The organism is uncultured Roseobacter sp., assembly GCF_947491795.1.
Lineage (GTDB): Bacteria > Pseudomonadota > Alphaproteobacteria > Rhodobacterales > Rhodobacteraceae > Roseobacter.
In genome coordinates, this window is sequence record NZ_CANLKW010000001.1 from 35,994 (window position 1) to 61,311 (window position 25,318).

The 25,318-nt window shown below is 61.4% G+C and carries 28 protein-coding genes and 1 tRNA gene; 15 read left to right on the plus strand and 14 right to left on the minus strand.

Annotated elements, in window-relative coordinates; all coding sequences use genetic code 11:
* Positions 1 to 285: 285 nt before the first annotated feature.
* The 3 genes from Q1A34_RS00190 to Q1A34_RS00200 all read right to left on the minus strand — a co-directional run bounded on the left by Q1A34_RS00190 (position 286) and on the right by Q1A34_RS00200 (position 2,356).
* Complete coding sequence (locus Q1A34_RS00190; protein WP_300029087.1) at positions 286 to 885, minus strand: TetR/AcrR family transcriptional regulator; 600 nt, start codon at positions 883 to 885, stop codon at positions 286 to 288.
* A gap of 4 nt (positions 886 to 889) precedes the next feature.
* Entirely contained in the window at positions 890 to 1,534 is a 645-nt protein-coding gene (locus tag Q1A34_RS00195; protein WP_300029090.1) for a DsbA family oxidoreductase, read from the minus strand.
* Positions 1,535 to 1,786: 252 nt separating this feature from the next.
* Entirely contained in the window at positions 1,787 to 2,356 is a 570-nt protein-coding gene (locus tag Q1A34_RS00200) for a carboxymuconolactone decarboxylase family protein (protein WP_300029095.1), read from the minus strand.
* A gap of 588 nt (positions 2,357 to 2,944) precedes the next feature.
* On the opposite strand from Q1A34_RS00200, the gene Q1A34_RS00205 reads away from it, so the two are divergent.
* Both Q1A34_RS00205 and Q1A34_RS00210 read left to right on the plus strand, forming a co-directional pair.
* Entirely contained in the window at positions 2,945 to 4,297 is a 1,353-nt protein-coding gene (locus Q1A34_RS00205; protein ID WP_300029098.1) for a VPLPA-CTERM sorting domain-containing protein, read from the plus strand.
* The gene (locus Q1A34_RS00210) at positions 4,294 to 4,863 is read left to right on the plus strand and encodes a peptidoglycan-binding domain-containing protein (RefSeq protein WP_300029101.1); all 570 of its coding nucleotides are present in this window, start codon (positions 4,294 to 4,296) and stop codon (positions 4,861 to 4,863) included. Before Q1A34_RS00205 ends, Q1A34_RS00210 begins: the two co-directional genes overlap by 4 nt.
* 123 nt (positions 4,864 to 4,986) lie before the next feature.
* Here the strand turns inward: Q1A34_RS00210 and Q1A34_RS00215 are convergent, their stop codons facing one another.
* From Q1A34_RS00215 to Q1A34_RS00240, 6 genes are all read right to left on the minus strand, one after another.
* Complete coding sequence (locus tag Q1A34_RS00215) at positions 4,987 to 5,457, minus strand: GNAT family N-acetyltransferase (protein ID WP_300029104.1); 471 nt, start codon at positions 5,455 to 5,457, stop codon at positions 4,987 to 4,989.
* 541 nt (positions 5,458 to 5,998) lie between these two features.
* Positions 5,999 to 6,073 (minus strand) — tRNA-Glu (locus tag Q1A34_RS00220).
* Positions 6,074 to 6,166: 93 nt separating this feature from the next.
* Positions 6,167 to 7,906: a single-stranded-DNA-specific exonuclease RecJ gene (gene recJ / locus Q1A34_RS00225; RefSeq protein ID WP_300029106.1), complete on the minus strand. Its 1,740-nt coding sequence runs from the start codon at positions 7,904 to 7,906 to the stop codon at positions 6,167 to 6,169.
* Positions 7,907 to 7,931: 25 nt separating this feature from the next.
* A complete protein-coding gene (gene glpX, locus Q1A34_RS00230; RefSeq protein WP_300029109.1) occupies positions 7,932 to 8,891 on the minus strand; it encodes a class II fructose-bisphosphatase in 960 nt (319 codons plus the stop codon).
* Positions 8,892 to 8,962: 71 nt separating this feature from the next.
* Positions 8,963 to 10,249, minus strand: a complete 1,287-nt coding sequence (locus Q1A34_RS00235; RefSeq protein ID WP_300029112.1) for a homoserine dehydrogenase — start codon at positions 10,247 to 10,249, stop codon at positions 8,963 to 8,965.
* Between the two features lie 87 nt (positions 10,250 to 10,336).
* A complete protein-coding gene (locus Q1A34_RS00240; RefSeq protein ID WP_300029114.1) occupies positions 10,337 to 10,618 on the minus strand; it encodes a hypothetical protein in 282 nt (93 codons plus the stop codon).
* 93 nt (positions 10,619 to 10,711) lie between these two features.
* Between Q1A34_RS00240 and Q1A34_RS00245 the strand changes: the two genes are divergently transcribed.
* Positions 10,712 to 11,305: a TetR/AcrR family transcriptional regulator gene (locus Q1A34_RS00245; protein WP_300029117.1), complete on the plus strand. Its 594-nt coding sequence runs from the start codon at positions 10,712 to 10,714 to the stop codon at positions 11,303 to 11,305.
* On the opposite strand, the gene Q1A34_RS00250 is transcribed toward Q1A34_RS00245, so the two are convergent.
* The gene (locus Q1A34_RS00250) at positions 11,299 to 12,210 is read right to left on the minus strand and encodes a pirin family protein (RefSeq protein ID WP_300029120.1); all 912 of its coding nucleotides are present in this window, start codon (positions 12,208 to 12,210) and stop codon (positions 11,299 to 11,301) included. The two genes, Q1A34_RS00245 and Q1A34_RS00250, sit on opposite strands and share 7 nt — an antisense overlap.
* Before the next feature lie 172 nt (positions 12,211 to 12,382).
* Between Q1A34_RS00250 and Q1A34_RS00255 the strand changes: the two genes are divergently transcribed.
* Positions 12,383 to 13,030, plus strand: coding sequence for a hypothetical protein (locus Q1A34_RS00255; protein WP_300029123.1), 648 nt, complete (start codon positions 12,383 to 12,385; stop codon positions 13,028 to 13,030).
* Between the two features lie 103 nt (positions 13,031 to 13,133).
* Here Q1A34_RS00255 and Q1A34_RS00260 read toward each other — a convergent pair whose 3' ends face one another.
* Complete coding sequence (locus Q1A34_RS00260; RefSeq protein ID WP_300029126.1) at positions 13,134 to 14,303, minus strand: reductive dehalogenase domain-containing protein; 1,170 nt, start codon at positions 14,301 to 14,303, stop codon at positions 13,134 to 13,136.
* 111 nt (positions 14,304 to 14,414) lie between these two features.
* On the opposite strand from Q1A34_RS00260, the gene Q1A34_RS00265 reads away from it, so the two are divergent.
* Positions 14,415 to 15,359, plus strand: a complete 945-nt coding sequence (locus Q1A34_RS00265) for an NAD(P)-dependent oxidoreductase (protein WP_300029129.1) — start codon at positions 14,415 to 14,417, stop codon at positions 15,357 to 15,359.
* A gap of 3 nt (positions 15,360 to 15,362) precedes the next feature.
* Here Q1A34_RS00265 and serS read toward each other — a convergent pair whose 3' ends face one another.
* On the minus strand, positions 15,363 to 16,655 hold the full coding sequence (gene serS, locus Q1A34_RS00270; RefSeq protein WP_300029132.1) for a serine--tRNA ligase: 1,293 nt from the start codon (positions 16,653 to 16,655) through the stop codon (positions 15,363 to 15,365).
* An 80-nt stretch (positions 16,656 to 16,735) separates the two neighbouring features.
* The gene (locus Q1A34_RS00275; protein ID WP_300029135.1) at positions 16,736 to 17,503 is read right to left on the minus strand and encodes a trypsin-like peptidase domain-containing protein; all 768 of its coding nucleotides are present in this window, start codon (positions 17,501 to 17,503) and stop codon (positions 16,736 to 16,738) included.
* Between the two features lie 182 nt (positions 17,504 to 17,685).
* Here Q1A34_RS00275 and yajC point away from each other — a divergent pair, with 182 nt between their 5' ends.
* The 10 genes from yajC to Q1A34_RS00325 are packed head-to-tail and all read left to right on the plus strand — an operon-like array spanning position 17,686 to position 24,572.
* Entirely contained in the window at positions 17,686 to 17,964 is a 279-nt protein-coding gene (gene yajC, locus Q1A34_RS00280; RefSeq protein ID WP_300029138.1) for a preprotein translocase subunit YajC, read from the plus strand.
* 32 nt (positions 17,965 to 17,996) lie between these two features.
* Positions 17,997 to 19,658, plus strand: coding sequence for a protein translocase subunit SecD (gene secD, locus Q1A34_RS00285; protein ID WP_300029141.1), 1,662 nt, complete (start codon positions 17,997 to 17,999; stop codon positions 19,656 to 19,658).
* 1 nt (position 19,659) lies between these two features.
* Complete coding sequence (gene secF, locus Q1A34_RS00290; RefSeq protein WP_300029144.1) at positions 19,660 to 20,628, plus strand: protein translocase subunit SecF; 969 nt, start codon at positions 19,660 to 19,662, stop codon at positions 20,626 to 20,628.
* Positions 20,621 to 21,373 (plus strand): sulfite exporter TauE/SafE family protein, encoded by a 753-nt coding sequence (locus Q1A34_RS00295; protein ID WP_300029147.1) that lies wholly within the window; start codon positions 20,621 to 20,623, stop codon positions 21,371 to 21,373. Before secF ends, Q1A34_RS00295 begins: the two co-directional genes overlap by 8 nt.
* Before the next feature lie 13 nt (positions 21,374 to 21,386).
* Positions 21,387 to 21,740: an Mth938-like domain-containing protein gene (locus Q1A34_RS00300; protein ID WP_300029150.1), complete on the plus strand. Its 354-nt coding sequence runs from the start codon at positions 21,387 to 21,389 to the stop codon at positions 21,738 to 21,740.
* A 54-nt stretch (positions 21,741 to 21,794) separates the two neighbouring features.
* Positions 21,795 to 22,412, plus strand: coding sequence for a heme ABC exporter ATP-binding protein CcmA (gene ccmA, locus Q1A34_RS00305; RefSeq protein WP_300029153.1), 618 nt, complete (start codon positions 21,795 to 21,797; stop codon positions 22,410 to 22,412).
* Entirely contained in the window at positions 22,409 to 23,065 is a 657-nt protein-coding gene (gene ccmB, locus Q1A34_RS00310) for a heme exporter protein CcmB (protein ID WP_300029156.1), read from the plus strand. The genes ccmA and ccmB overlap by 4 nt, the downstream gene beginning before the upstream one ends.
* Before the next feature lie 52 nt (positions 23,066 to 23,117).
* Entirely contained in the window at positions 23,118 to 23,885 is a 768-nt protein-coding gene (locus tag Q1A34_RS00315; RefSeq protein ID WP_300029159.1) for a heme ABC transporter permease, read from the plus strand.
* Positions 23,882 to 24,040 (plus strand): heme exporter protein CcmD, encoded by a 159-nt coding sequence (gene ccmD, locus Q1A34_RS00320; protein ID WP_300029162.1) that lies wholly within the window; start codon positions 23,882 to 23,884, stop codon positions 24,038 to 24,040. Before Q1A34_RS00315 ends, ccmD begins: the two co-directional genes overlap by 4 nt.
* Positions 24,033 to 24,572 carry a DsbE family thiol:disulfide interchange protein gene (locus tag Q1A34_RS00325; RefSeq protein WP_300029165.1) on the plus strand — a complete coding sequence of 180 codons (540 nt, stop codon included), beginning with the start codon at positions 24,033 to 24,035 and terminating at the stop codon, positions 24,570 to 24,572. The genes ccmD and Q1A34_RS00325 overlap by 8 nt, the downstream gene beginning before the upstream one ends.
* Positions 24,573 to 24,620: 48 nt before the next feature.
* Here Q1A34_RS00325 and Q1A34_RS00330 read toward each other — a convergent pair whose 3' ends face one another.
* Positions 24,621 to 25,304, minus strand: a complete 684-nt coding sequence (locus Q1A34_RS00330; protein ID WP_300029168.1) for a VPLPA-CTERM sorting domain-containing protein — start codon at positions 25,302 to 25,304, stop codon at positions 24,621 to 24,623.
* Positions 25,305 to 25,318 lie beyond the last annotated feature (14 nt).

Here is a 25,318-nt window from a genome sequence, read left to right on the forward strand (position 1 = left end):
CCAGTTGGCACCTGATTTTGCAATCTTGCGCGAACGCAGCGCGATTCGGATGATTTGATGAGGGTGTTCGGACGCAGACTGTGTGTTTTCCTGGCGGGTCACGCTCAACAGAACGGACCTGTCAGGTACAACGGATGTGCCAAAAAGAGTTACCGCCTGAAACCTGTTTGACCATGCCGGCCCGAGGGAGGGTTTCCAAAGGTATCTCAGACGCTGAAATCACATGCCCGGCCCTCTGGAACGGATTGTGCCAGGCATGGTGTTCGCACCGGACAGGCAGGTATCTTAACGCGGCACGCCGGTTTCCAGCGTTTCGCGCGCCATATCCGCCGCCAGCCTGTTGATCACGTCGCGCGGCGTGCCGCGCTGCAGCTCGACGCGCAGCGCTGATATATTGGCCTGGAAACGCCGCGCCAGATGGTGCGGGTCGGCCTCCTGCGGCAGCTCGCCTGCGGCGCGGGCGGCTTCAAACCCGCGGGCGAACTCTGCGCACATCAGGTTCAGATAATCCTGTGAGGCATGGGCAATTTTCGGATCGGTGGATGCCGTATCCACAAAGGTTTTCATCAGCATGCAGGCCCTGCGTGCGGGATCGTCCCGCGCCAGGTCAGCATAGTTCTGAAACTGTGCCGCCAGACCCGCCATGGGCGTTTCCGCCTCTTCCATCGCGGCGCGGAAGTTTTTGCGGGACGCCTGAAAATAGCGTTCTATCGCCAGCAGATAGAGGTTTTCCTTGCTTTCAAAAGCCGCATAGATGCTGCCCGGCTTCATATCCAGCGCAGATTCCAGATCCTTGAGAGAGGTCGCGTGATAGCCTTTGCGCCAGAAGACGGCCATGGCCGCGTCCAGCGCGGCATCCCGGTCGTAATTTGCGGCACGGGCCATGTCTTCAGCCTTTCATAGCAGCCAGCTGGGCAAGGATGTTGGTATAGTTCTCCACGCCCTGAGCCCCGGTGACAAGGTGTTTGCGGTCAAACACCACCGCAGGCACCCCGGTAATGCCCTGTTGTTGCCAGAACATTTCCTCCTCGCGCACATCCTTTGCATAGCGCTGGTCGGCCAGCACCTGCAAAGCCTCGTCACGGTCCAGCCCGGTTTCAGCGGCGATATCGGCCAGCACGGCATGATCGGACAGGTTGCGCTGATCGGTGAAATGAGCGGCAAAAAGCGCTTGTTTGAGATCGTGTTTGCGCCCGGTTGTTCCCGCCCAGTGCAGCAGCTGATGGGTGTCAAATGTGTTGTGCATCCAGGAATCTTCCGACCAGGCGAATTCAAATCCCAGATCCCGGCCCAGTGCCGCCATCTGCCGGCGCGACTGTTCGGACTGCTCGGGCGTGCTGCCGTATTTCTCCTGGATGTGCTCGCGGGTGTTCTGGCCCTCCGCTGGCATCTGCGGGTTCAGCTCGAACGGATGCCAGGTGATCTCACAGGCGGTACCGGTGGCTTCAAGCGCCTGGGAAAGCTGGCGGTAACCGATGACGCACCAGGGGCACATCACGTCGGACACAATGTCAATCTGCAGGGGTTCGGTCATTTCAGGGCCCTCCGTTCGTGGCGTAATACAGGATCGTCGCCGGGTTGCCAAAAACACAGTACTGTGAGCCGGACCGCCGGTGGACAGGGTTATTCGGGCGCGCGGCGCTGTGCAGCCCCGGTGTGGGTATTTCAGGCCCCGCCCGTGAAAGCGGCGCCTGAATGGAGTTGTATTGCGGCGGGCAGCAGGGCCATGACCGCCAGCGGAGCGAGCGGTGCGTGTGCCAAAGAAGGCATCCGCGCCAGCGCTGCGTTATTCCGCGGCGGTGGCCGGTTTTCTTTCCCAGGCGAATTTCTGGAAAATCTGGTCCACCGGGGTTTTTGCAAAGTGGTTTGTGTAGTTCGACATCAGTTTTTGTGCCGCGCCCAGAATGATCTCCAGAATGTTGGTCTCGGAATAACCCGCATCCAGAAAGGCCTGAGTTTCCGCATCAGACACAAACCCGCGGTCCCGGATCAGCGCCAGTGTAAATCTGCGCAGCGCTTCGAGCTTTGCTGTCGGCAGCGGTGTTTCATTGCGCAGCGCGTCTGTGACTGCGTCGTCAACCTTCATCATCTTTGCGATGCCGGTGTGGGCGGGCACACAGTAATGACAGTCGCTCTCGACGTTGATGGTTTGCCAGACCACGGTTTTTTCCTCGTCCGTGAAAGAGGTGGCGAGGAATTGCTGGTGTGCAAAGTTGTAGGCGGCGAGCAGCGGCGGCGCGTCTGCCATTGTGCCGTGCAGGCCTGGAATGCGGCCGTTGTTTTTCAGGGATGTTTCCAGAAGCGGCCTGGCGGCTTCGGGTGCGGTTTCGATGGCGTGAATAGGGAAGGTGGCCATGATCTGTCCTTTTCTGAGAGGGGTAGGTCTTGTCTGTGGGCATGAGATAGGGAGATTTGAGTGAATGCTCAAGAATATTATTGAACGATCACTCAAATGTGAGATCGCCCGCACAGGCTGCCGGTATGACCCGAAGGGCAGCAGGACCGCGTTGGGACTTCCGGGCGGGCGCATCACTGTTTTGGCGGGGGAGCGTATCAGAGCCGGGGCGCGCGGGTTTGGGAGCTGATGCCCATCGAAAGCCGAGAGGAACGGGACGTGTCACCAGTGGAAGAAAGGGCCTGTCAGCCGCCGGCAGAAGCCCGAAGTCTTTGACAGACTGTCCTGCAGAGCCTGGTCCAAGCCATTAAAAACACTGTTTCCACGATCCCGAAACAATGACACCAAACCGCCACAATTCCTTTTTTACAGGCCTTTGGAAAACCTGGTTTCCCGTTCCGGGCGAACTTCGTAAGTGGTTAACAAACAGCAAAAAATTTAATCGTTGTCTGCAGGTTTTTGGGCCGGTACACGGGTGGGCACAAAAAGATTGAACCAGGGATACATGAAGTGAACAGAAAGATTTTTGCGAGCGGCCTGACCGCATTATTGAGTACAACAGTTATCGGAACGCAGCTGCAGGCTGAAACGGTGTCATCACCGGATATTTTCCAGATCGGGGTCTCCGGCCTTGCGATCCAGCAGGATATCCTCGTAACCGGCGTTGGTGCGCCCTGGTATCAGGATCCGGAAACCGGCGATTTCATCTTTTTTGACGAATACAGCCGCATCCTTAACGAGGAAGCCAACGTCTTTGACCCCGACCAGATTCCGACCAGCCCGATTGGCGCGGATTCGGTTGTTTCCAGCACGGCCTCGCTGACCGGGGCGTGGACTTTTGATGCCAGTGTTCTGGCGCAGGACCTCACGGTGTTCACCGATCAGGACGGCACAGAGCTGGGCACATCCGACCAGGTATCGACGTTCCGCGTGACACGTGACGGCGAAACGGTGGGCGGTGGCACCACGGGTTCAACGTCTGTGTTTGTGGCAAACAACGTAGTTGTGGGCACGCGCGGCGAAACACTCGACCTGATCGCAATCGTCGCCGGGCGCTCGCCCGGGTTTGATTTCGATTCCGGCATGCCCGGCTCCAGCGGTGTGCAGCTTGTCCTGAGCGGTGGCCCGGACTGGTTCGAGGATGCAGCCGGGGCGATTCCCGATTTCAGTGAAGTCATCATCGGTGCCGCGGACTATGAGGAATATGTCTTTGGCGAATTCACTGATGACGAAGGGGTGCGTCAGTCGGTTCCGCTCTACGAAGAACGTATCGTTGGCGCCATTACGTCGGGTGATCAGATCTTTATCAATCAGTTCGGCGCCGCAGACGGATCGTCCGAAACATCGCCGCTGCTGCCCACGGGTTCGGCAACGGTCACGGATGGTGATGATGGTGAGCCGCTGAGCAACCCGGTTTTCGGCTTTGACGTGGCAGGGGCAACAGCTGTGGATGTGGATGGGGTGGACATTGTGTTTGTCGACCCGCTGATTGCTGTCGGCTATACCTATGAGCTGACAGGTGCCGGCGAAATCCTTGGCATTCTGGCACCGACACTGGCTGCTGTGGGTGATGCGGACGGCTATCTCGTAACGGCAAACGGTGTTACTTTTCGCATCGAGCCCGGCGAATACTATGCCTTTGCAGACAATGGCGTTTTGGGCGCAGTCACATCGCTGCTGCTGTCGGACATTGATCCGTCTCTGATGATTGATCCGGCAGATGCCACGACATTTGTCGCGGGTTTTGCTTTTGCGGGTGAGGATTCGACAACCGGCTTTACGCAACAGGCGACTGTGGTGGACACGGATGTGGCACCGGTGCCGCTGCCTGCCGGCATGTCGCTGATGCTGGGTGCGATGGCGCTGCTGGGCGGTGCAAAGCTGCGTCGCCGCCAGGCATGATCCGCAGTATACTCTGTGCAACACTGCTGAGCGCGGGCGTTTTTTCGCCCGCGTTTGCCGCCGGGACGGACGGATCCTATGCTGTTGAAGGCCCGGGCAGTCTGACCTGTGACCGGGTGACGGCCCTGACGGCTGGCAGCAGCGACCAGCGCGATCTGGCGCTGTGGCTGTCGGGTTACATCACCGCACACAACCGTCTTTTGCCCGAGACTTTTGACCTGACACCCTGGCAGACGCCGTCGACGCTGCTGGCGCTGATGATCCAGTATTGTACCGCCAATCCCGGGGCCACCGCCGAGGTCGCCTCGCAGGAACTGATTGCTTACCTGATGCCGGACCGCCTGGCAGAGACATCACAGACGGTCATGCAGCGGACGGATGAAAAAGTCACCGTGCTTTATGAGCAGGTCCTGGAACGGGCCATTGCTGCCCTCACGGCAGCGGGGACGCCTGTGGACCCGCAGACCGGCGATTTCGCAGCCGCGGTGCGGCGTTTTCAGAAACAGTCCGGCCTGCCAGAGACGGGTGCCTTTGACCAGGCCACGCTGGCGCTGTTGCTGCAATAAGCGAGACCTCTGTCCGGTTGAAATCGGGCGGTTACGGGCATGTTGTGTGGTTCTCGAGCGGGCAGGGGCCTTGCTGGGGTCACCCCAAACGGTGAGCGGATCACAGCCCTGCCGACCAGGCGCTCAGACCGTTTCCAGCCGGTACTTGAGGAAAGCCGCACCGTCATAGGTCACCTCTCCCACAAACACCGCGCCCAGCCTGCCAAGCGCGCTTAGGTTCCGGCGCGAAGGCGGCAGCAGAAAGGTCACAAAAGGAATACGCGCATCCGCAATGGCAAAGTCGATCGCCTTTTTCGAAATGCGCGCGCCAAGTCCAAAAGCGTCCGGTCGGAGAACGAGGCCGTAGTCCCACTCATCTGCTTCCTTCTGAAAACCGCCCCAACCGATGTATTTTGTGTCTGACAGGATGGCCCAGTGGCCGAGACCGTCACGGTCCCAGCAGGCCTCCTTGGTGTTCACGAAGTCCCGTGCTTTTGCAGTATCCCATTCAAAGTCCAACAAAGGCATATGCGCAGCTACACGCGGGTCGGACATATGCGCGACGATGTCCGCCGGATCTGTCTGGGTCAGCCTGGTAAAGCGGATCTGGGGCATTGGTCAGCTGTTCCTGTGTGTTTGTCGTCCGCTTAGATACATCTGTGCTTCCTTCCGGACAATGGCGGATGGGGTGGGAGCGTTTCGCCAATCATCCACGCAGTCATTCGGCTGGTATATACTGCTGAATTTCGGCACCAGTCGCAGCGCTATCGCCTCATAACTTCCCCAGCAACCCATACTGATCAGGACCGCAGGGACTTTGTGGACGCCTGCGCAGTTACCGGAGCCCTTCCCCGGCGGGAAAACGGCAAGATATCTTTGATCAAAACCTTTTTTGAATGACAGCCAGAAAAGATCTCCCCCTTTGTACGACAGGGACGTGCCATAATACCCGTCATCAAAGAACTTCAGCAATTCCTATATATCGGGGAGCTGGCCGCAAGACCTTGGTATCAACGCCCATCAGCACACCCTCCCGACACCGGAACGACCCGATTCCGCGCCCAAAAGTGTGGACACAACGGATGCTAACCCATTGCGCCGTATACCGACCCATGGGCGCGTGTGGACATAAAAGGTGTAGTGAAAACAATAGTTTTGGCAGCCCGTAGGGGAATCGAACCCCTCTTTCCAGGTTGAAAACCTGGCGTCCTAACCGATAGACGAACGGGCCACTGGTGCTGTGAGCGGTTGATTAGGCAATCCGGCGCGGGGGCGCAAGCGGAAATTTCATCACCGTGCAAGAAACTTTAACACATCTGCGGTGTCAGGCGGGGGCGGCATCGTCCAGGCGCAGCTGAACGCTCTGACGCCCGCGCCAGGTGTTCACATCCAGCTTTCCTGCGAGGTGAAAACGCGCGCCGCCGTGCTCTAGCAGAGCCGGGCCGAGCGGGCCGTCAAATGCGCCAAAGGCGATGGCATCCATGGTCGGCCCGGTGCTGTCGCCAAAGCTGATCTTGAGATGTGTGTCGCCCACCCGGCGGGCAAACCGGATGGCCATATCCGCAAATGCAAAGCGTGGCGCGGGGGCACCGGCGCCATAAGGTCCCGCGGCCTCCAGCTGCTCGGTCAGCTCGACCGTCGCGGCAGCGGGCATCAAAAGCCCGTCGAGCCGCAGATCAGCCGGGCCCGCAAGGTGCGCGCCCTGCTTTTCCAAAAGCTCGCACAGACGTTCCATCGCGGCTTCGATCCTGTCTTCTGCCACGGTCAGACCGGCAGCCATCCTGTGCCCGCCGCCTTTGACGAGCAGTCCCTCGGCCGCAAGACGCTGGATCGGCTGGCCCAGATCAACGCCCGAGACCGACCGGCCCGATCCTTTGCCGATACCGTCCTCCAGCCCGATCACGATGCTGGGCCGGTTGGAGAATTCCTTGAGCCGTGCGGCGACAATGCCCACCACGCCGGGGTGCCAGCCCGGACCAGCAGCCCATACCAGGCCACGATCCAGCCCGCGCGCCTCGGCCTGCTCCAGCGCTGCGGCGCGCACCGAGACCTCGATGTCGCGCCGTTCGGTGTTCAGCCCGTCGAGCCGTTCGGCCAGGGCTGCGGCTTCGTGCGGATCATCAGTTGCCAGCAGACGCGCGCCCAGATCCGCAGCACCAATACGGCCGCCGGCATTCACACGCGGCCCCATCAGATAACCCAGATGATAGGCCGCGGGACGGGTATCCATGCGGGCCACATCCGCCAGTGCGGCGAGGCCCACGCGCCCGCGACCGGCCATGACACGCAGCCCCTGCCGGACAAAGGCGCGGTTCACACCGATAAGGGGGGCCACATCTGCAACCGTTGCCAGGGCCACCAGATCCAGCATATCCATCAGATCAGGGCCCCGGGCGCCGCGCGCGCGCAGCTGACGCCCCAGTTCCACCAGCATCAGGAAAACGACTGCGGCGGCACAGAGATGAGCGAGATCGCTGCTTTCATCCTGTCGGTTCGGGTTCACGACAGCCAGAGCCTCGGGCAGGGTCTCTCCGCCCAGGTGGTGGTCGAGAATGATCACATCCGCCCCGCGCGCGGCGGCAACCGGACCGTGCGAGAGAGTGCCGCAGTCCACGCAGACGATCAGATCATGCTGTGCCGCGAGCTCGGCCATGGCGGTGTCGTTGGGCCCGTAGCCTTCGTCGATCCGGTCAGGGACATAGAGCGTGGCCGTCAGGCCCATGGCCCGCAGCCAGACGATCAGCAGTGCCGCAGAGCTGCCACCGTCCACGTCATAGTCCGCAAAAACGGCGATCCTTTCGCGGCGGTCCACAGCTGCAAGAAACCGCGTGGCGGCCTTTTCCATGTCGCGCAGGCTGCGCGGGTCGGGCAGCAGATCACGCAGGGCAGGGGCGAGAAAGGCCGTGGTCTCCTCTGCTGCGACACCCCGGCGGGCCAGGACATGGCACAAAGGGCCGGGCAGGCCGGTCTGCTGGGTCAGTGCTTCGGCCGCACGGGCGTGCTCGGGCGCGGGGCCCACCCAGCGCCGTCCGGTCAGCGAGGTCCCGACGTTCAGAAAGCTCACTGATGCCCCCGCGCGGTCACCCGGTTCAGACGGGCGTGCGGTAATTGATGCGCCGTACCGACCCGGTCTTGGAGCGCATGATCAGCGTTTCTGTAGTGAACCAGCCGGGTTCGCGTTTCACACCGGGCAGGATGTTGCCACCGGTCACGCCGGTCGCAGCAAAAATCACGTCCTCGGTCACCATCTCGTCGCGGGTGTAGATGCGGTCGAGATCGGTCACGCCGGCTTTGGCCGCGCGGCCCTTTTCGTCGTCATTGCGAAAGAGCAGGCGCGCATACATCTGACCGCCCATGCATTTCAGCGCCGCTGCCGCCAGAACGCCCTCGGGCGCGCCACCGGCCCCCATGTACATATCGATCCCTGTCGAGGCATCGGCACAGTGCATGACACCGGCCACGTCACCATCGGTGATCAGACGGATAGAGGCACCCGTTGCACGGACCTCGGCGATCATGTCTTCGTGGCGGGGACGTTCGAGAATGCAGACCGTAATGTCCGATGCGTCGCAGCCCCGTGCCGCAGCCAGTGCCTTGACCCGTTCGCCCGGCGTCATGTCGAGGGTGACCACATCGGTCTCATAGCCCGGGCCGATGGCCAGTTTGTCCATATAGACGTCAGGCGCGTGCAGCATCGAGCCGCGCGGCCCCATGGCAATCACGGTCAGCGCGTTTGGCATGTCCTTGGCTGTCAGGGTCGTGCCCTCGAGCGGATCGAGCGCGATGTCCACGCCCGGGCCGTTGCCGGTGCCGACCTCTTCGCCGATATAGAGCATAGGGGCTTCGTCCCGCTCCCCTTCACCGATCACCACCACGCCTGCGATATCGAGCATATTCAGCTGTTCGCGCATGGCGTTGACGGCGGCCTGATCGGCGGCTTTCTCATCGCCCTGGCCGACCAGACGGGCAGAGGCGAGGGCGGCGGCCTCTGAGACGCGGGCAAGACCCAGTGAGAGCATCCGGTCCTGAAATTCGGCGTGGGCGGGCATGGGATCTTCCTTTGTTTTATGGTCGGCGTGGTATCTGTTTAGCTGTCAGCACGCGGGGGTACAACCGCGGCTCAGACCTCTTCGATGCGCAAAGCGACGGGCTCAGAGGCCAGAACACCGGTGCCGGACATGGCATCCAGCGCCTGGTGGAGCGCGTTGGCACCTGTTTTATGCGTCACGATCAGCACCGGGGCAGAGGTCTCTTCATGTCCGTACTGGCGCATGCGGTCGATGGAGACACCGGCCTCTCCCAGAACGGCGGCAATCCGGGCCAGAGCGCCGGGTTTGTCCTGCAGCGACATGCGCAGATAATAGGGCGCGGGCAGATCAGAGCTGGCCGGTACAGAGCGGGACAGGGTTGTGGCCGGCACACCGAACACAGGGCCGGTCAGTCCGCGCGCAATGTCACAGACATCCGCCATCACCGCACTGGCGGTGGGGCCTTCTCCGGCGCCGGGGCCGCGCAGAACAATCTGCCCCACGGCGTCGCCTTCGAGCACCACCATATTGGTGCCGCCGTCCAGCTGACCCAGCGGCGAGGTGTCGGGCACAAGGCAGGGCTGCATGCGCTGCTCCAGGCCCCTGCCTGTTTTCTGCGCCACGCCCAGCAGTTTGATTTTATAGCCCATATCGGCGGCGGCATGGATGTCATCGATGCTGACGCGTTCGATCCCTTCGAGCGCGATCCCGTCAAAATTGACCTGGGTGCCAAAGGCCAGAGAGGACAGGATGGCCAACTTGTGGGCCGCGTCTATGCCGCCCACGTCCAGTTGCGGATCAGCCTCCAGATACCCCAGGCCGTCGGCCTCGGCAAAGACCTCTTCATAGCTGAGACCGGCGGACTCCATGCGGGTCAGGATGTAGTTGCACGAGCCGTTCATCACGCCCATCACCCGCGTTACATCATTGCCTGCGAGCCCTTCGGTGAGCGACTTGATCACCGGGATACCCCCGGCGACGGCGGCCTCGTACCGCAGGGCGCGCCCGGCGGCTTCGGCGCGTTCCGCAAGGGCCTGACCGTGAATGGCCAGCAGCGCTTTGTTGGCGGTGACCACGTCCTTGCCCGCATCAAGAGCTGCCTCAACCGCTTCTTTGGCTTTGCCTTCGTGTCCGCCGATCAGTTCAACAAAGACGTCCACATCGTCGCGCACGGCCAGGGCTGCCGCATCGGTCTCCCAGGCATAGTCGCTCAGGGAGACGCCCCGGTCTTTGCTGCTGTCGCGTGCGCAAACGGCGCTGATCGTGACCTCGCGCCCTGTACGCGCCGCCAGAAGAGCGCCATGTCTGCGGATGATCCGCACCACACCGATGCCCACAGTTCCCAGACCGGCGATTCCAAGACGAAGGGGCTGAGACATGCGAAAATCCTCTGGTGATGTCCGTGCAAGGGGTTCTGTCGCGATGTAGCGGGTTCGGTGCGCGCGCGCAACGGGCTGATCGCCTGCCTATTGCGTCTGTGCCAGACGTGCCCGTTCTGCGTCTGTCATCACGGGGGCCCGCAGCCCGGCAGCCCGCGCCCGCAGACCAGCGGCGCGTGCCTCCAGCTGTTCAGAGGTTTCATCCTCGGCCGCGGCTTTGGCGGCTGTCTCCTGGGCCAGCGGTGTCAGCGGCCCTGGTACCGGGTAGTCGGCCGCGAGGGCCCAGGGCTCGGCGGTTTCCGGCACGTCCGGCAGGTCCGTACAGGCAGCCACAAGGCCAAAGGCAGTTATCATTGCCAGAACGCGCATAAACATCTCCGGTTTCACATCCTGTTTTGCCTGACTGCCGCGCAGGGCGCAAGAAAGCTTTCTAATGAACAGGTGTTCAGTTATCTGGTATCTATGCCCCGTACCGCAGGATCACATTCAGACATCACAGGGCCGCGCATTCAGGCGGCGGCTTTGAAGCTGTTCGCCCGCGAGGGCTATGCCGCTGTCTCGATGCGGCGCATTGCGGCAGAGGTCGGCGTGCAGGCGGGCGCTCTGTACAATTACACGCCGGACAAACAAAGCCTGCTGTTTACGCTGATGCATGATCATATGCAGGCGCTGCTGGCAGCTGTGCCCGGTGATCCAAAGGCTGATCCGCTGGCGCGGCTGGAGACCTTTGTCGCTTTTCACATCCGCTATCACCATGACCGCCCCGATGAGGTGTTCATCTCTTACATGGAGCTGCGCAATCTGACGCCCGAGAACTTTGCGGTCATCGAGGATTTGCGGCGGCGGTATGAGGATGTGCTGGAAAGTATTCTGCGCGATGGGATGGCCGCCGGACGTCTGCACACGCCCGACACCAAGATTGCCACCCTGGCCGTGATTGCGATGCTGACCGGGGTCAGCACCTGGTTTCGTGAAGGCGGGCGGCTGTCACTGGAGGACATCACCGCCCGCTACTGGGATATGGTGCGCGGGGCTGTCGGCGTCCGCGCTCAGTGAGCCGGTCTGATGAAGGTGCCGTTGTTCAGATCGCGCATGGCCTGCATCAGTTCGGCCTGCGTGTTCATCACAATCGGACCATGCCAGGCCACGGGCTCATCAATCGGCGCACCGGAGATCAGCAAAAAACGCACCCCCTCCGGCCCGGCCTGCAATGTCACCTCATCGCCGGTGCCAAACCGGATCAGGGTGCGGTCTCCGGAGAGATCGCGGATGTTCACCTCTTCGCCGGCGACTTCTTTCTCCAGCAGAACGCCCGCCGGTGTGCTGGCGTCGGCAAAGGCGGCTGACCCCTCGAACACATAGGCGAATGCGCGCCTGTATGTGTCTATTTTAAAGGTCTTTTTCACGCCTGCCGGTACCGTGATGTCGAGATACTGCGGGTCTGCCGCGATCCCGTCCACCGGACCGGTCTGGCCCCAGAAGGACCCGGTGATCACCTTGACCCGCGTGCCGTCATCGTCCGTCACAACAGGAATGTCCGCAGCCGTCACGTCCTGATAGCGCGGAGCCGTCATTTTCTGATCCGATGGCAGATTGCCCCAGAGCTGAAAGCCGTGCATCTGGCCGCGCGCGTTTCCTGCGGGCATCTCCTGGTGCAGAATGCCGGATCCGGCCGTCATCCACTGTACATCGCCAGCACCCAGCGTGCCGGTGTTGCCCAGGGAATCCCCATGATCCACCGTGCCCTCAAGCACATAGGTGATGGTTTCGATGCCACGGTGCGGGTGCCAGGGAAACCCTTTCTCAAAGTCCTGGGGCCTGTCATTGCGGAAATCGTCAAAGAGCAGGAAAGGATCAAGCTCTGTAGGGTCCTGAAAGCCAAAGGCCCGGTGCAGTTTTACCCCGGCGCCTTCCATTGTCGGCACCGCTTTGCGGGTCTCAAGTGTTGGTCTGAGAGACATTGTCATTCTCCTCATATCTGGTTGCGGCGAATGTAATTGCTTTGCCGGGCGGTGCCATCACACGTGCGGGCAGGGGTGTTGTGCGGCAATGCACATAATCACGGCGGCATTGTGCGAATGATCTGGTTCGTGCCAGGGTTGAACAATTCAATTCAATGCAAGGAAAGATAAGATGATCCGATTTCTACCCATGGCCATTGCGGCGGCTCTGGTCTCCGGCTGCGTTCCGCTCGAAACCCGGACTGTCGAACTGACGCCTGATTTTTACGATATTCATGTGACCAACGCCTTTCTCGGGACAGGGCCCGCCGCTCCGATCCTGAGCCGCAGCCCGCTGTTGCCGGATGTGGAGCGCGTCTTTTGGGAGGACAGCGGCGGGCTGGAGGACAGGGGCGCTCTGGTCGGGTTTGCGACCGACCTGAACAAAGGCGCGGACCCTTTCCCGCGGGACATCTGGCGGTGGTCGGTTTACCAGGCCAAAATCCTTTTTGATTTTGGAGACCTGCCGGACAATGCGATTGTGCGTGAGGCAATGCTGGATTTTGAGGATGTGTTTCGGCCAAACATACCCATCGACGAATACCCGCAGCGCGAAGGTGTGACAAACGGCTGTGATTTGCGGGTGAGCGAAGCGACCGAGGCGCTGGTGCTGGACCGAACCTCTGGCCTCGGCACCGACGGTTTGCTGCCGTCGCGGGCGGCGCGTCCGGATGCGTTTTACGGGCGGGGAGAGAGGAATCCGCTGGATATCACCGGCACCGTGTTTCAGTGGGTTGAGGGCAACCGCGACAATAACGGGCTGCTGGTCACCCCGGTCTAGGACTTTCTGTTTCAGCAGGACCTGAGCCGTACCTGTGCTTTCTGGATGCAGGCGCCGGTGCTGCGCATCACCTATTCGGTGCCTGAAATGCCGTAAACATCTGTCAGGGTGCGTTTTTCTGCCACCATCCGGCCGGTTTGACGCGCCCGCCACGGTTCCGGTCGAGCCAGAGCGCAAAACGGCGCAACGGGGACAACGCCAGTTTCAGCCAGAGCCGGTGGGGCCATTTTCTGAAGTCCCGGTTAAAGGGGCAGACCCGCATACAGATTGCACAGTCAGACGAAAGCTTTGCCCAGAAGCCAAAACATTTCTCGGCGTCCGATGTCCATTTGCGCACGCCTTGCAGGGCAGAAATGTTCGCACCACCGGTGTCAGGCGGGCCAAATGGCAAGGCTTTGACGGGGCAGGCATCGGCGCATTTTGTGCAGATATCGCAGAAATCGCGCACCCCTGACGGGCGCGGACTGTCATGGGCGAGCGGGAGCGAGGTGAAGATCTTGGAAAACCGCAGACGCGGGCCGAACTCCGGCGTGATGACCATCTGGTTGCGCGCATATTCACCCAGCCCGGCCTGCAGCGCATAGGGAATAACCAGGGCCGTGTCGTTCATCGAGGGCACCGCCTCATAGCCCAGATTGCGGATATAGGCCGCGACCTGCATGACAATCGCGGCCTCGTGGCTGTATTCGCGCCCTGTCGCAGCGCCGCCCAGAGCCGACGGGTAGGTGTCCACCAGGTCCCGGTCCATCTGGTGGCCCAGCACGATCACAGAGGTCAGCCCCGCGGGCAGCTTATTTGGCGCGTCCGACAGATCGCGGGTATCGACACGGGTGGCATAGTGCCAGCGTGGATCGAGCGCCGTTATGCCGCAGAGGTCCGCTTTAAAAAACTGCGCCACCTTTTTGATCTCGCGGGACATTTCCGCTGTATCATCAACCCTGACCTGATCTGGCGCGATGGGTGTATCCGCACTGATCGGCGCCTGAAACCCTTCGCGCCGCCCCTGATCGGCAAAGCGGTCGGTCATGATGTCCGAGATCAGCCACGAGGCATTGCGCAGCGCAAAATCGCGCTGGCTGAAGCCGTCCCCGCGCCGCGGGATCGCCTCCATCCGGTAAGAGGCAAAGAATGCATCCGTCTGCTTTGTGCGGACGGACGGGTCCCAGAAGGCACGGGTGAATATGTCATTGCGCTGGTGAAAGGGCGCAAAGGCATCGGTGATATGGATTCCAGCGCGGTCATCGTCAGAGTGCCGGGATTTTTCAGAGCTCATTCGTGGAGCCTGGCCGCGCCGGTGCCGCCGGTCAATCACAAAGGTCGCAAACGGGCGCGACGCGGCCCTGCAGGCCAGGGAGTGTCGGTCAAAACGCGAGGGAGAGCGACAATGAAAGTTGGGTTTATCGGTCTGGGCAATGTGGGGGGCAAACTGTCGGGATCACTGCTGCGCAACGGCACGGATCTGATGGTGCATGATCTGGACGAGGCGCTTGTTGCGGCAAAGGTCGCAGCAGGTGCACAGGACGGGGGATCGCCTGCCGCGATGATGCAGGCCTGCGATGCTGTGATTACCTGTCTGCCCAGCCCGGCGGCTTCTGCGGCAGTCGTTGAAGACATGCTGCCACACATGGGTCCGGGCAAAATCTGGATGGAGATGTCGACGACCGACGCAGATGAAGTGCGCCGCCTGGGAGAAGCCGCCATTGATGCGGGCGCGGCGGCGGTGGACTGCCCTGTTTCGGGCGGGTGTCACCGGGCGGATTCCGGCAACATCTCGATCTATGCGGGCTGCGACAGGGCGACGTTTGACCGCATCCTGCCACTGCTGACCCTGATGGGGCGGCGGGTGCTGCATACGGGTGATCTGGGCACGGCCAGTGTGCTGAAGGTGATGACCAACTATCTGGCCACGGTCAATCTGCTCTCAGTCTGCGAAGCGCTGACGGTGATGAAAGGCGCGGGCATGGACCTGGCGACGACCTTTGAGGCGATCAGCATTTCGTCGGGCACCTCCTTTGTGCACGAGACCGAAAGCCAGCTGATCCTGTCCGGGTCGCGGGATGTGAATTTCACGATGGATCTGGTGCTCAAGGACATTGGCCTCTTTCAGAAGCTCGCAGAAGATAATGATATTCCACTGGAAATCTCTCCGATGATCATCGCCATGATGCAGGACGGGCAGGCAAGGTACGGCAACCGCGCCCAGTCTGACCGCATGATCGAACGTCTCGAAGAAGCGACAGGTCTGGACATCCGCGCGCCCGGATTTCCCGATGAGCTGGTGGATGATGAGCCCGAAGAGCGCGGGTATGAGGTCACACCCGCGCGCTGAGGGTCAGGCCAGGGCACCCTCTGCCGTCAGCGTCGTCCTGCCGCCGAGATAGGGGGCCAGAGCAGCAGGCAGGGTGACCGAGCCGTCCGCCTGCTGGCCGTTCTCCAGCACCGCAATCAGACAGCGCCCGACCGCGAGCCCTGAACCATTGAGCGTGTGCACAAACTGCGGTTTGCCACCATCGGCGGGCCGGAAGCGTGCGTTCATGCGGCGCGCCTGAAAATCACCCGTGGTCGAGACGGAGGAAATCTCGCGGTACGCGTCCTGACCCGGCAGCCAGGCTTCGATGTCATATGTCCGGCGCGCGCCGAAACCCATATCGCCGGTGCACAGAATGACTGTGCGGTAGGGGATGCCCAGACGTTCCAGGATATCCTCGGCACAGCGCAGCATGCGTTTTTGCTCTGCGTCCGACTGATCGGGCAGCGTGACCGAAACCATTTCGACCTTTTCGAACTGATGCTGGCGCAACATGCCCGCGGTGTCCCGCCCGGCGCTGCCGGCCTCTGACCGGAAGCACAGCGTATGGGCGGTCATCCGGCGGGGCAGGTCGGTTTCGTCCAGTATGTCACCGCCAACCGTGTACGTCAGCGGGATCTCTGATGTGGACACCAGCCACCAGCCGTTCGTGGTCTGATAGCTGTCTTCGGCAAACTTGGGCAGTTTGTCCGTGCCATACATCGCCTCATCGCGCACCAGAACGGGGCTGTTGATCTCGGTCAGGCCGTTTTCATCCACATGGGTGTCGATCATGAACTGCGCCAGCGCCCGGTGGATACGCGCCACCGCACCTTTGAGCATGACAAACCGCGCGCCGGATGTTTTGGCCGCGGTTTCAAAATCCATCGACGCGGCCACGCCGCCGATCTGATAGTGTTCTTTGGGCGCAAAGCTGAAAGCGGGCAGATCGCCCCAGCGGTTAACTTCGACGTTGTCCTCCTCGTCCGCGCCATCGGGCACATCCCCGGCGGGGATATTGGCGATCCAGGAGAGTTTTTCGGTGAGCTCGGTATCCAGCTCACGCGCTTCTGCCTGCATCGCGGCAACTTCGGCCTTTTTCTCAGAGACCAGCGCGCGCAGACGTTCGAATTCCGCCTCATCGCCTTTTGCTTTCGCCGCACCGACGAGTTTGGACGCCTTGTTCTGTTCGGCCTGAGCGGTCTCTGCGGCACCGATTTTGGCACGGCGCTCTTCGTCCAGGGCCAGGATTTCTGACGACAGCGGCGCATCTCCACGACGGGCAAGGGCTGCGTCAAAAGCCTCCGGGGCCTGACGGATTGCGCGGATATCATGCATGGAATCGTCCTCTGGTCTGTTTTGGTCTGCGCACAGCTTATGACCTATCTTTTACCAGATCGTAACCATGGTTTTGCGGGTCAGTCCGCGGCTCCGCCCTGTGCCCTGTCCGATGCGCGCTGCCGGGCCGCCGCCAGCTCGCTGCGCACCCAGTCATTGACGGGCACTGCCAGCGCCGTGCCGTCCGCGCCGGCGCGGGCCACCAGAACAGCGCCCAGTTTCCACTCTCCTGCGTCCTGCACCAGAAGCGCGCCACCGGAGTTGCCGCTGACCACTGTGCAGTCCGTCGCGATCATGGTGCCACGGCGCGCGGGCCGGGCGGTGCAGTCAAAGCGGCCATGAAGCTGCCGCTGTGCCATCCTGTGATAGGCCATCAGTGCCACCGGGTTGGTATTCAGCGCCGTATCCGGGGCCAGCGGTACCGGAGTGGCCACATGCGCCGGGATCGGGGCGTCAAGCTGCAGCACGCCGATATCAAAGGGAAACGCCGCAACGCCACTGGCAGCCACGTATGGGGGGTATACCCGCAACCGGGATGCGGTCTGAAAAGTGACATGCGTCAGACCATTCCAGCCGATCACAAAGGCCCGCGCGCTTTGCCCCGCTTTGCGGCCACCGGCGCAATGGGCGGCTGTCAGCACCAGATCAGGCGCAATGAGTGTGCCGGAGCAGCTGGGAATGCCGGCGGGCCCCTCGAAATTTACAACACCGACAGCCTGCCAGCGCACCCGGTCAGAAGGCTCCAGCGGGGGCAGGGGTCCGGATGCCTGACCCGCAGCGGTGGCCGGGATCAGGGCACTGGCCAGAAAAACGCACAGGCCGCACAGGAGTGTTCGAAGTTCACGCATGACGGGTGCACCATGCCCGCATCGCGGCCCCTGGCCAAGGGGCAGATGCCGCAGGCGCAATATCATTCGCTCAGCGGCCACGCGCCGCCTTGCAAAGCGGCGTCGCAGACCATAGGTTCCGCCAGAATTTCGCGCCTGCCCGACGGGCTGCCAGCGACCCTGTTTTAAAGGAACCGATCACCATGGAAGCATTTGCCCAGTTTGTGCCCCTCATCCTGATCTTTGCGATCATGTACTTTCTGCTCATCCGTCCGCAGCAGAAGAAAGTCAAAGAACATCAGGCGATGGTGGCTGCCCTGCGCCGCGGTGACCAGGTGGTGACCCAGGGCGGGCTGGTCGGCAAGGTTGCCAAGGTCAAGGACGACGGTGAGCTTGAGGTCGAGATCGCCGAGGGCGTCAAGGTCCGCGTCATCCAGCACACCATTGCGTCTGTCGTTTCAAAAACCGAACCGGCGAAGTAACCGCGCCCCCTCTCCGCTGAAAAGGCGCCTTCATGCTTCAGATTGATCTCTGGAAACGGATCCTCATCCTGCTGACCTGTGTTGCGGGTCTCTGGTTGGCGGTGCCGAATCTGTTCTACACCTCGGTTGAGCGGCACAACGATGCCGCACAGGCCATCGAACTGGGCGCTGACACGCCGGAAAACCAGGCGGAACTGGCGCTATGGCCGGAGTGGATGCCGTCCGGTCTGGTCAATCTGGGCCTCGACCTGCGGGGCGGTGCGCATCTGCTTGCAGAAGTAAAGGTCCGGGACGTTTATGAAGCGCGGATGCAGGCCTACTGGCCCGAAATACGCGATGCGCTGCGTCCGGAACGTGCAACAATCGGAACGGTGCGCCTGCAGCCATCGCCCGCCGATGAGGTACATATCCGCATCTCTCAGCCCGAGGGCATGAGCCGGGCGCTGGAAGTCGTGCGGGGCCTTGCCACACCGATCCCGACCCTGACCGGTGTCGGCGCCAACGACATAGAAGTCCGTGCCGAAGGTGACGTGATCATCGTGACCCTGTCGGATGCGGAAAAGCTCGCCTCGGACGAGCGGACGGTTCAGCAGAGCCTTGAGATTATCCGCCGCCGTATCGACGAGGTCGGCACCCGCGAGCCCACGATCCAGCGCCAGGGTGCGGACCGTATTCTGATTCAGGTGCCGGGCATTGGTTCGGCTGCTGAGCTCAAAGAGATCATCGGAACCACGGCGCAGCTGACTTTTAATCCGGTTGTCAGTCGCGGCTCTGACGGTGATGCAGTGCCGGGTATCGGCAACATCATTCTGCCGTCAATTGACGAGCCTGGTGCCTTCTACACGCTGGAGGCCGCGCCGGTTGTCACGGGCGAGGAGCTGGTCGACGCGCAACCCGCTTTTGACCAGAACGGACGTCCGGCGGTAAACTTCCGGTTCAATACAACCGGTGCGCGGAAATTCGGCGACTACACGGCGGAAAACATCGGCTCACCCTTTGCGATTGTCCTCGACAGCGAAGTGATCAGCGCCCCAACAATCCAGAGCCATATCCCCGGCGGGTCGGGCATTATTACCGGCCAGTTCACGGTCGAGGAATCCACGAACCTCGCCGTTTTGCTGAGGGCAGGGGCACTGCCCGCCGGTCTGGAGTTTCTCGAAGAACGCACCATTGGCCCGGAACTGGGGCAGGACAGCATTGACGCAGGTAAGGTCGCCACCATCGTGGCCTTTGCCGCTGTGCTGGTCTTTATGTTCCTCAGCTATGGCCTTTTCGGCATTTTTGCCAATGTCGCGCTGATCATCAATATCGGCCTGATCTTTGGCCTGCTGAGCATGATCGGCGGCACGCTGACGCTACCGGGTATAGCAGGGATCGTCCTGACGGTTGGTATGGCGGTGGACGCCAACGTGCTGATTTTTGAGCGCATCCGTGAAGAGCTGAAAACCTCCAAAGGACCCGCGCGCGCGATTGAGCTGGGCTATGAAAAGGCGCTGTCGGCCATTCTGGACGCCAACATCACCACCTTTATTACGGCGGTGATCCTCTTTGCCATGGGGTCCGGCCCGGTGCGGGGCTTTGCGATCACACTGGGTCTGGGCATTCTGACCTCGGTCTTTACTGCAATTTTCGTGACCCGCCTGCTGGTGGTGATCTGGTTCGAGCGTAAGCGCCCGAAAACAATCGAGGTCTGATATGCGTCTGCGTCTGGTCAAACAGAATACGAACTTCGATTTCTTCAGCCGCTGGAAGCTCTGGCTCGGCATCTCGGGTCTGATGATGGTGATCGCATTCGCCTCTTTCATGATCCAGGGTCTCAACTTCGGGATTGATTTCCGGGGCGGCACGACCATCCGGACCGAAAGCGCGCAGCCGGTGGACATCGGCGTGTATCGCCAGGCTATCGATACCCTTGGCCTTGGCGACATTTCGATCACCGAGGTGTTCGATCCGACATTCGGCCCGGACCAGAACGTGGCCATGATCCGTATCCAGGCGCAGGACGGGCAGGAGGCGGTGACGCCCGAAGTGATCCGCAACGTCGAGGCCGCACTGAAAACGGTGCGCGAGGATATCAGATTTGTATCGGTCGAATCGGTGGGGCCCAAGGTGTCCGGTGAACTGATCCAGACGGCGGTGATTGCCGTGGTGCTCGCCATTGGCGCGGTGCTTGTCTACATCTGGCTGCGTTTTGAATGGCAGTTTGCCGTGGGTGCGGTGCTGGCCCTGGTGCACGACGTGATCCTGACCATCGGCGTCTTCTCGGAATTGCAGATCAGGTTTGATCTGGCGATCATCGCGGCACTGCTGACGATTGTCGGGTACTCGCTCAATGACACCGTGGTCGTGTTTGACCGGGTGCGCGAGAACCTGCGAAAATACAAGAAAAAGCCGCTGAACGAGGTGCTCAATATCTCGATCAACGAAACCCTCAGCCGGACATTCATGACCTCTGTCACCACCCTTCTGGCGCTGATCGCACTCTTTGTCCTGGGCGGTGATGTGATCCGCGGGTTTGTTTTTGCCATGATCTGGGGTGTAATCGTGGGTACCTACTCCTCGATCTTTGTCGCCTCTGCGGTGCTGCTCTATCTGGGTGTGAAACGGGACTGGTCCAAGCCGGATGCAAATGCCGGCAACCAATATGCCAACATAGATGCCTGAACTGCTGGGGGGCCTTCTGGAAACCGAAGGTCTCTCCTGGCTGATTGCAGGGGTTATCGCGGCGGGCCTGGTACGCGGTTTCGCAGGATTTGGCAGCGGTATGATCATCATGGCCACCGCGTCGTCGGTTTTGCCTCCGGTTTCCGCCGTGATTTTTATGATGATGGCCGAGTTGATCGGACCGCTGCCTAACCTGCGCGCGGCATGGCGTGAAGGCGCGCCGCGCGACGTGGGCCGGCTGATGATCGGAGCGACGATTATGGTGCCTGTGGGCATCTGGTGTCTGGCAAATATGTCGGCCGAATTCTTTGGCTGGATTGTCTCGTTTCTGGTTCTGCTGCTGCTTGCGATGCTGATGACAGGCTGGCGCTACAAGGGTGAGCTGACACCACGCCTGACGGTCGGAACGGGCGCGCTGGGTGGGTTTATGTCTGGTTTCGCAGGCATCCCCGGCCCACCGGTGATCATGCTTTACATGTCCAGCCGCCTGCCGATCGCCGTGATCCGGGCCAATTTCCTGCTGTATCTGCTGGCCATCGACGTGGTGATGATCGCCGTTTTCTGGGGCAGCGGGCTGTTTGTGTGGGAAATCGCCGTCCTGGGGTTGCTGGCCGGACTGCCCAATCTGGTGGCCAATATGATTGGTGCGCGGCTTTTTGACCCGGAGGCCGAGCGTATTTTTCGTATCGTGGCCTATATCGTGATCGCCGCTTCGGCTATTCTGGGTCTGCCTTTGTGGAACTGAGCGGAGCGCGCGGATGCGGCTGAACGAGATCACATTTACCGATGCCAGACCCGTCGAGGGCTATGGCCCCGGGTTCTTTCGTATCGGGGGCGAGGTGATTAACGGCGCGGTTCTGACAGGCCCTGCGGGCACGGGGGGCTGGGGCGGATACGCCGATGCGGACAGCCTGCTGGCGCTGGCGGGTCAAATCGACGTGCTCTTTGTTGGCACGGGCGCAGACATCGCGCATCTGCCGGAGGCGCTGCAGAACGCGCTGGAAGAAGCGGGGATCGGGGTCGAGGTGATGGCCTCTCCTGCGGCGGCGCGGACCTATAATATCCTGCTGAGCGAGGGCCGCCGCATCGCGCTGGCCATGCTGCCGGTCTGAGCCTGTCCAAAATCACACTTTTTTGCCCGGCGGCAATAGGTTAACGCTTGTGGAATGACACTCGTAATCCGTGATCTTTGTGTGGCCCGGGGCGGGCTGCCGGTACTGATGGGCCTGAATTTTCAGGTGGCGCCAGGCCGGGCGCTGGTTTTGCGCGGGCCGAACGGGTCCGGTAAAACGACCCTGCTGCGCACACTTGCCGGGTTGCAGCCGCCACTCTCCGGAGAGATCGGCGGGGCAGAGGACCGGATCGCCTATGCCGCGCATTCCGACGGGCTCAAGGCGATGCTGAGTGTCGCAGAAAACCTGCGCTTCTGGGCCTCTGTTTTCGGGCAGCGGGACATCGGGCCCGCTCTGCGTTCCTATGCGCTGGAAGACCTGCATGACCGGTTGGCGGGCACCCTGTCTGCCGGGCAAAAACGACGCCTGGGCCTTGCAAGGATGCTGGTGACGGCCCGCCCGGTCTGGGTGCTGGATGAGCCGACGGTCTCGCTTGATGCCGATGCGGTGTTGCTTTTTGCCAGGGCCGTACGCACGCACCTTGAGGCAGGTGGTTCCGCGATTATCGCAACACATATTGATCTGGGGCTCGAGGCCGAGGTACTGGATGTGACCCCCTTCCGAGCAACAGCAGAGACACGTGCGGGCGCCAGTGACGAGGCCTTTCTGTGACCGCGCTGCTTTACCGCGACCTGATGCTGGCTCTGCGCGCTGGCGGTGGCTTTGGCCTTGGTCTCGCGTTTTTCCTGATCGTGACGGTGCTGGTCCCGTTTGGCGTCGGCCCGCAATCTGAGCTGCTGGCCCGGATCGCGCCCGGCATTCTGTGGCTGGGCGCACTGCTGGCCTGTCTGCTGTCGCTGGACCGGCTGCTGGCGCTGGACTGGGAGGACGGCACGCTGGATCTGCTGGCGACCTCGCCGCTGCCGCTGGAAGCAGCGCTCAGCATCAAGGCGCTGGCGCACTGGATCACCACCGGGTTGCCGCTGGTGGTCGCGGCACCGCTCTTTGGTGTGCTGCTGAACCTGCCGGGTCCGGGGTATCTCTGGCTGGTGGTCTCGCTCGCGCTTGGCACACCGGCGCTGTCGGTGATCGGAACATTTGGTGCGGCGCTCACCGTGGGGATCAAACGCGGGGGGCTGCTGATGTCGCTGCTGGTGCTGCCGCTTTATGTACCCACGCTGATTTTCGGGGCAGAGGTTGCCCGCCGCGGTGCCGCCGGTCTGGAGACGACAACACCGCTCCTGATGCTCGCGGGTATTACTGCTGGTGTCATAGCAGTCATGCCCTTTGCCTCAGCCGCCGCCCTGCGGATCAACCTGCGGTGAGCGTGGCGTTTTGCCCATTGAGCGACCGGACCGGGGAGCATAGATAGAAGCCATGTCAGTGACAGACGATAAGCCAGCGATCAAACGTCCTTCGGGCTTCTGGAGCTATGCCAATCCGGTAAAGTTTCTGGGGTTCAGCGAACGTATCCTGCCCGCGCTATGGGTGCTTTCTGCTGCCTGTCTGGCCCTGGGGCTGGTCTGGGGTTTTTTCTTTACCCCCGATGACTTCCGCCAGGGCTCTACGGTCAAGATTATCTACCTGCATGTGCCCTCGGCACTCATGGCGATCAATGCCTGGTTTATGATGCTTGTGGCCTCGCTGATCTGGATTGTCCGGCGGCACCACGTCAGCGCTCTGGCGGCCAGGGCCGCGGCCCCTGTGGGTGTCGTGATGACATTGATTGCGCTGGTGACTGGGGCCATCTGGGGCCAGCCCATGTGGGGCACCTGGTGGGCCTGGGACCCGCGTCTGACCTCCTTTCTGATCCTGTTCCTGTTTTATCTGGGATATATCGCGCTCTGGGAAGCGATCGAAGATCCCGATACAGCGGCCGATCTCACGGCAGTTCTCTGCCTTGTTGGGACGGTCTTTGCCGTGCTGTCCCGATATGCGGTGAACTTCTGGAACCAGGGGCTGCACCAGGGCGCGTCGCTCAGCCTCGACAAAGAAGAGAACGTGGCGGACGTCTTTTACTTTCCGCTGCTGGTTTGCATCGCTGGGTTTGTCCTGCTGTTTTTCGCGCTGGTGCTCTACCGCACGGGCACAGAAATCCGGCTGCGGCGCACCCGCGCGCTGCTGGCCCGTCAGGGGAGGCAATGATGCCTGATCTTGGGAAATATGCAGATGCGGTTTTGTCGGCCTACGGGGCCTCGCTGGTGCTGCTTGCACTGCTGGTGCTGCTGACACTGCGGCGCGGACGGCGGGCGCGTGCGGCCCTGGAGGCTGTGGAAAGCAGGGAGAAAAAGGATGGCTAAGGTCTCTCCCCTGATGATCGCCCCACCGCTGATATTTGCCGGTTTTCTGGCTCTGGCGGGGGTCGGTATGTTTACCACCGATTCAACAGAACTCCGCTCGACACTGATCGGCAAACCGGCTCCTGCCATTACGGAAACGCCCTTGGGTGATTTTCCGCCGGTAACGCCCGGGGCCATGGCGACGGGCGCTGTGACGCTTGTGAACTTCTGGGCCAGCTGGTGTCCGCCCTGTCATGCCGAACATCCGCGACTGCTGGAAATGGCGGGGCAGGGTATGCCCATCATCGGGGTGAATTTCAAGGACGCAGAAGGTCCGGCCTCAGGATATCTCAAAGAAGATGGCAACCCCTTTGGTGCGGTGGCCTTTGACCCGCAGGGCCGTACCGCTATTGACTGGGGGGTCACGGCACCGCCGGAAACCTTCATTCTGGATGCCGAAGGAACGGTTTTGTTTCGCTTTGCCGGTCCACTGATCGGCAGCGATTATGAACAGCGGTTTCTGCCCGAACTGAACAAGGCCCTGGGCCAATAAAAAAAGCGCCCCGGAAACCGGAGCGCTTTAAAATCGTCTGGGTCTGGATCAGGCCTTTTTGCGGCGCTTCATCCAGGCAAAGGCACCCATGCCACCCAGCAGAAGCGGGAGACCGGCAGGAACCGGCACTGCGGAAATCTCGATCTGGCCGATCGCGCCAGAGTCTTCGAAATCCACGACCAGGGTGTCACCAGTGGCGCCACCGAAATCGAGCAGTGTGAATTTGTTGTTTGTGGCGCTTTGACCGGTGTCGGAATCGTTGTCGTCCGTGAGCGTGAAGCTGGCAACGATGTTGCCGTCAGCGAGCAGAGTGGCCACTGTACCTGCGGCAGAGTCGAGCAGGAACAGCTCGTCCAGGAAGATGTCGCTCAGGAACGAGAACGTCAGCACACCGCCGGAAGCCAGATCGTCCGGTCCGCCTGTTGCATTCTCCTGAACGATCAGCGCGTTGCCAAAGTCACGTACGTCGCCTGCGTCTTCGATGTTGGTGAAGTCCGATGTCAGGTCAGGGTCGTTGCCTGTGCTTGTGGTGCCGGATGCTGTGTCGAAAACAACCGCCTGTGCAACGCCGCCAACAGCGGAGATATCGGCGACAACGCCGCCGCCGAGCACGGTGCCTGCGCCCAGGACATCGCCTTCGTTGAATTCAGAAAAATCTACTGTTGCTGCGTGGCTCATGCCTGCCGCTGTAATGGCGGCTGCTGCGACTGCTGCAATTCTCAAAGTCTTCATTACTGTGTACTCCC

What these genes read in the sequence shown, in the direction of transcription:
- Q1A34_RS00190 (WP_300029087.1), bottom strand. Translation starts at nt 885, where the DNA reads ATGGCCCGTGCCGCAAATTACGACCGGGATGCCGCGCTGGACGCGGCC.
- Q1A34_RS00195 (WP_300029090.1), bottom strand. Translation starts at nt 1,534, where the DNA reads ATGACCGAACCCCTGCAGATTGACATTGTGTCCGACGTGATGTGCCCC.
- Q1A34_RS00200 (WP_300029095.1), bottom strand. Translation starts at nt 2,356, where the DNA reads ATGGCCACCTTCCCTATTCACGCCATCGAAACCGCACCCGAAGCCGCC.
- Q1A34_RS00210 (WP_300029101.1), top strand. Translation starts at nt 4,294, where the DNA reads ATGATCCGCAGTATACTCTGTGCAACACTGCTGAGCGCGGGCGTTTTT.
- Q1A34_RS00215 (WP_300029104.1), bottom strand. Translation starts at nt 5,457, where the DNA reads ATGCCCCAGATCCGCTTTACCAGGCTGACCCAGACAGATCCGGCGGAC.
- glpX (WP_300029109.1), bottom strand. Translation starts at nt 8,891, where the DNA reads ATGCCCGCCCACGCCGAATTTCAGGACCGGATGCTCTCACTGGGTCTT.
- Q1A34_RS00235 (WP_300029112.1), bottom strand. Translation starts at nt 10,249, where the DNA reads ATGTCTCAGCCCCTTCGTCTTGGAATCGCCGGTCTGGGAACTGTGGGC.
- Q1A34_RS00240 (WP_300029114.1), bottom strand. Translation starts at nt 10,618, where the DNA reads ATGCGCGTTCTGGCAATGATAACTGCCTTTGGCCTTGTGGCTGCCTGT.
- Q1A34_RS00245 (WP_300029117.1), top strand. Translation starts at nt 10,712, where the DNA reads ATGCCCCGTACCGCAGGATCACATTCAGACATCACAGGGCCGCGCATT.
- Q1A34_RS00250 (WP_300029120.1), bottom strand. Translation starts at nt 12,210, where the DNA reads ATGTCTCTCAGACCAACACTTGAGACCCGCAAAGCGGTGCCGACAATG.
- Q1A34_RS00255 (WP_300029123.1), top strand. Translation starts at nt 12,383, where the DNA reads ATGATCCGATTTCTACCCATGGCCATTGCGGCGGCTCTGGTCTCCGGC.
- Q1A34_RS00260 (WP_300029126.1), bottom strand. Translation starts at nt 14,303, where the DNA reads ATGAGCTCTGAAAAATCCCGGCACTCTGACGATGACCGCGCTGGAATC.
- Q1A34_RS00265 (WP_300029129.1), top strand. Translation starts at nt 14,415, where the DNA reads ATGAAAGTTGGGTTTATCGGTCTGGGCAATGTGGGGGGCAAACTGTCG.
- serS (WP_300029132.1), bottom strand. Translation starts at nt 16,655, where the DNA reads ATGCATGATATCCGCGCAATCCGTCAGGCCCCGGAGGCTTTTGACGCA.
- Q1A34_RS00275 (WP_300029135.1), bottom strand. Translation starts at nt 17,503, where the DNA reads ATGCGTGAACTTCGAACACTCCTGTGCGGCCTGTGCGTTTTTCTGGCC.
- yajC (WP_300029138.1), top strand. Translation starts at nt 17,686, where the DNA reads ATGGAAGCATTTGCCCAGTTTGTGCCCCTCATCCTGATCTTTGCGATC.
- secD (WP_300029141.1), top strand. Translation starts at nt 17,997, where the DNA reads ATGCTTCAGATTGATCTCTGGAAACGGATCCTCATCCTGCTGACCTGT.
- secF (WP_300029144.1), top strand. Translation starts at nt 19,660, where the DNA reads ATGCGTCTGCGTCTGGTCAAACAGAATACGAACTTCGATTTCTTCAGC.
- Q1A34_RS00295 (WP_300029147.1), top strand. Translation starts at nt 20,621, where the DNA reads ATGCCTGAACTGCTGGGGGGCCTTCTGGAAACCGAAGGTCTCTCCTGG.
- Q1A34_RS00300 (WP_300029150.1), top strand. Translation starts at nt 21,387, where the DNA reads ATGCGGCTGAACGAGATCACATTTACCGATGCCAGACCCGTCGAGGGC.
- ccmA (WP_300029153.1), top strand. Translation starts at nt 21,795, where the DNA reads ATGACACTCGTAATCCGTGATCTTTGTGTGGCCCGGGGCGGGCTGCCG.
- Q1A34_RS00315 (WP_300029159.1), top strand. Translation starts at nt 23,118, where the DNA reads ATGTCAGTGACAGACGATAAGCCAGCGATCAAACGTCCTTCGGGCTTC.
- ccmD (WP_300029162.1), top strand. Translation starts at nt 23,882, where the DNA reads ATGATGCCTGATCTTGGGAAATATGCAGATGCGGTTTTGTCGGCCTAC.
- Q1A34_RS00325 (WP_300029165.1), top strand. Translation starts at nt 24,033, where the DNA reads ATGGCTAAGGTCTCTCCCCTGATGATCGCCCCACCGCTGATATTTGCC.
- Q1A34_RS00330 (WP_300029168.1), bottom strand. Translation starts at nt 25,304, where the DNA reads ATGAAGACTTTGAGAATTGCAGCAGTCGCAGCAGCCGCCATTACAGCG.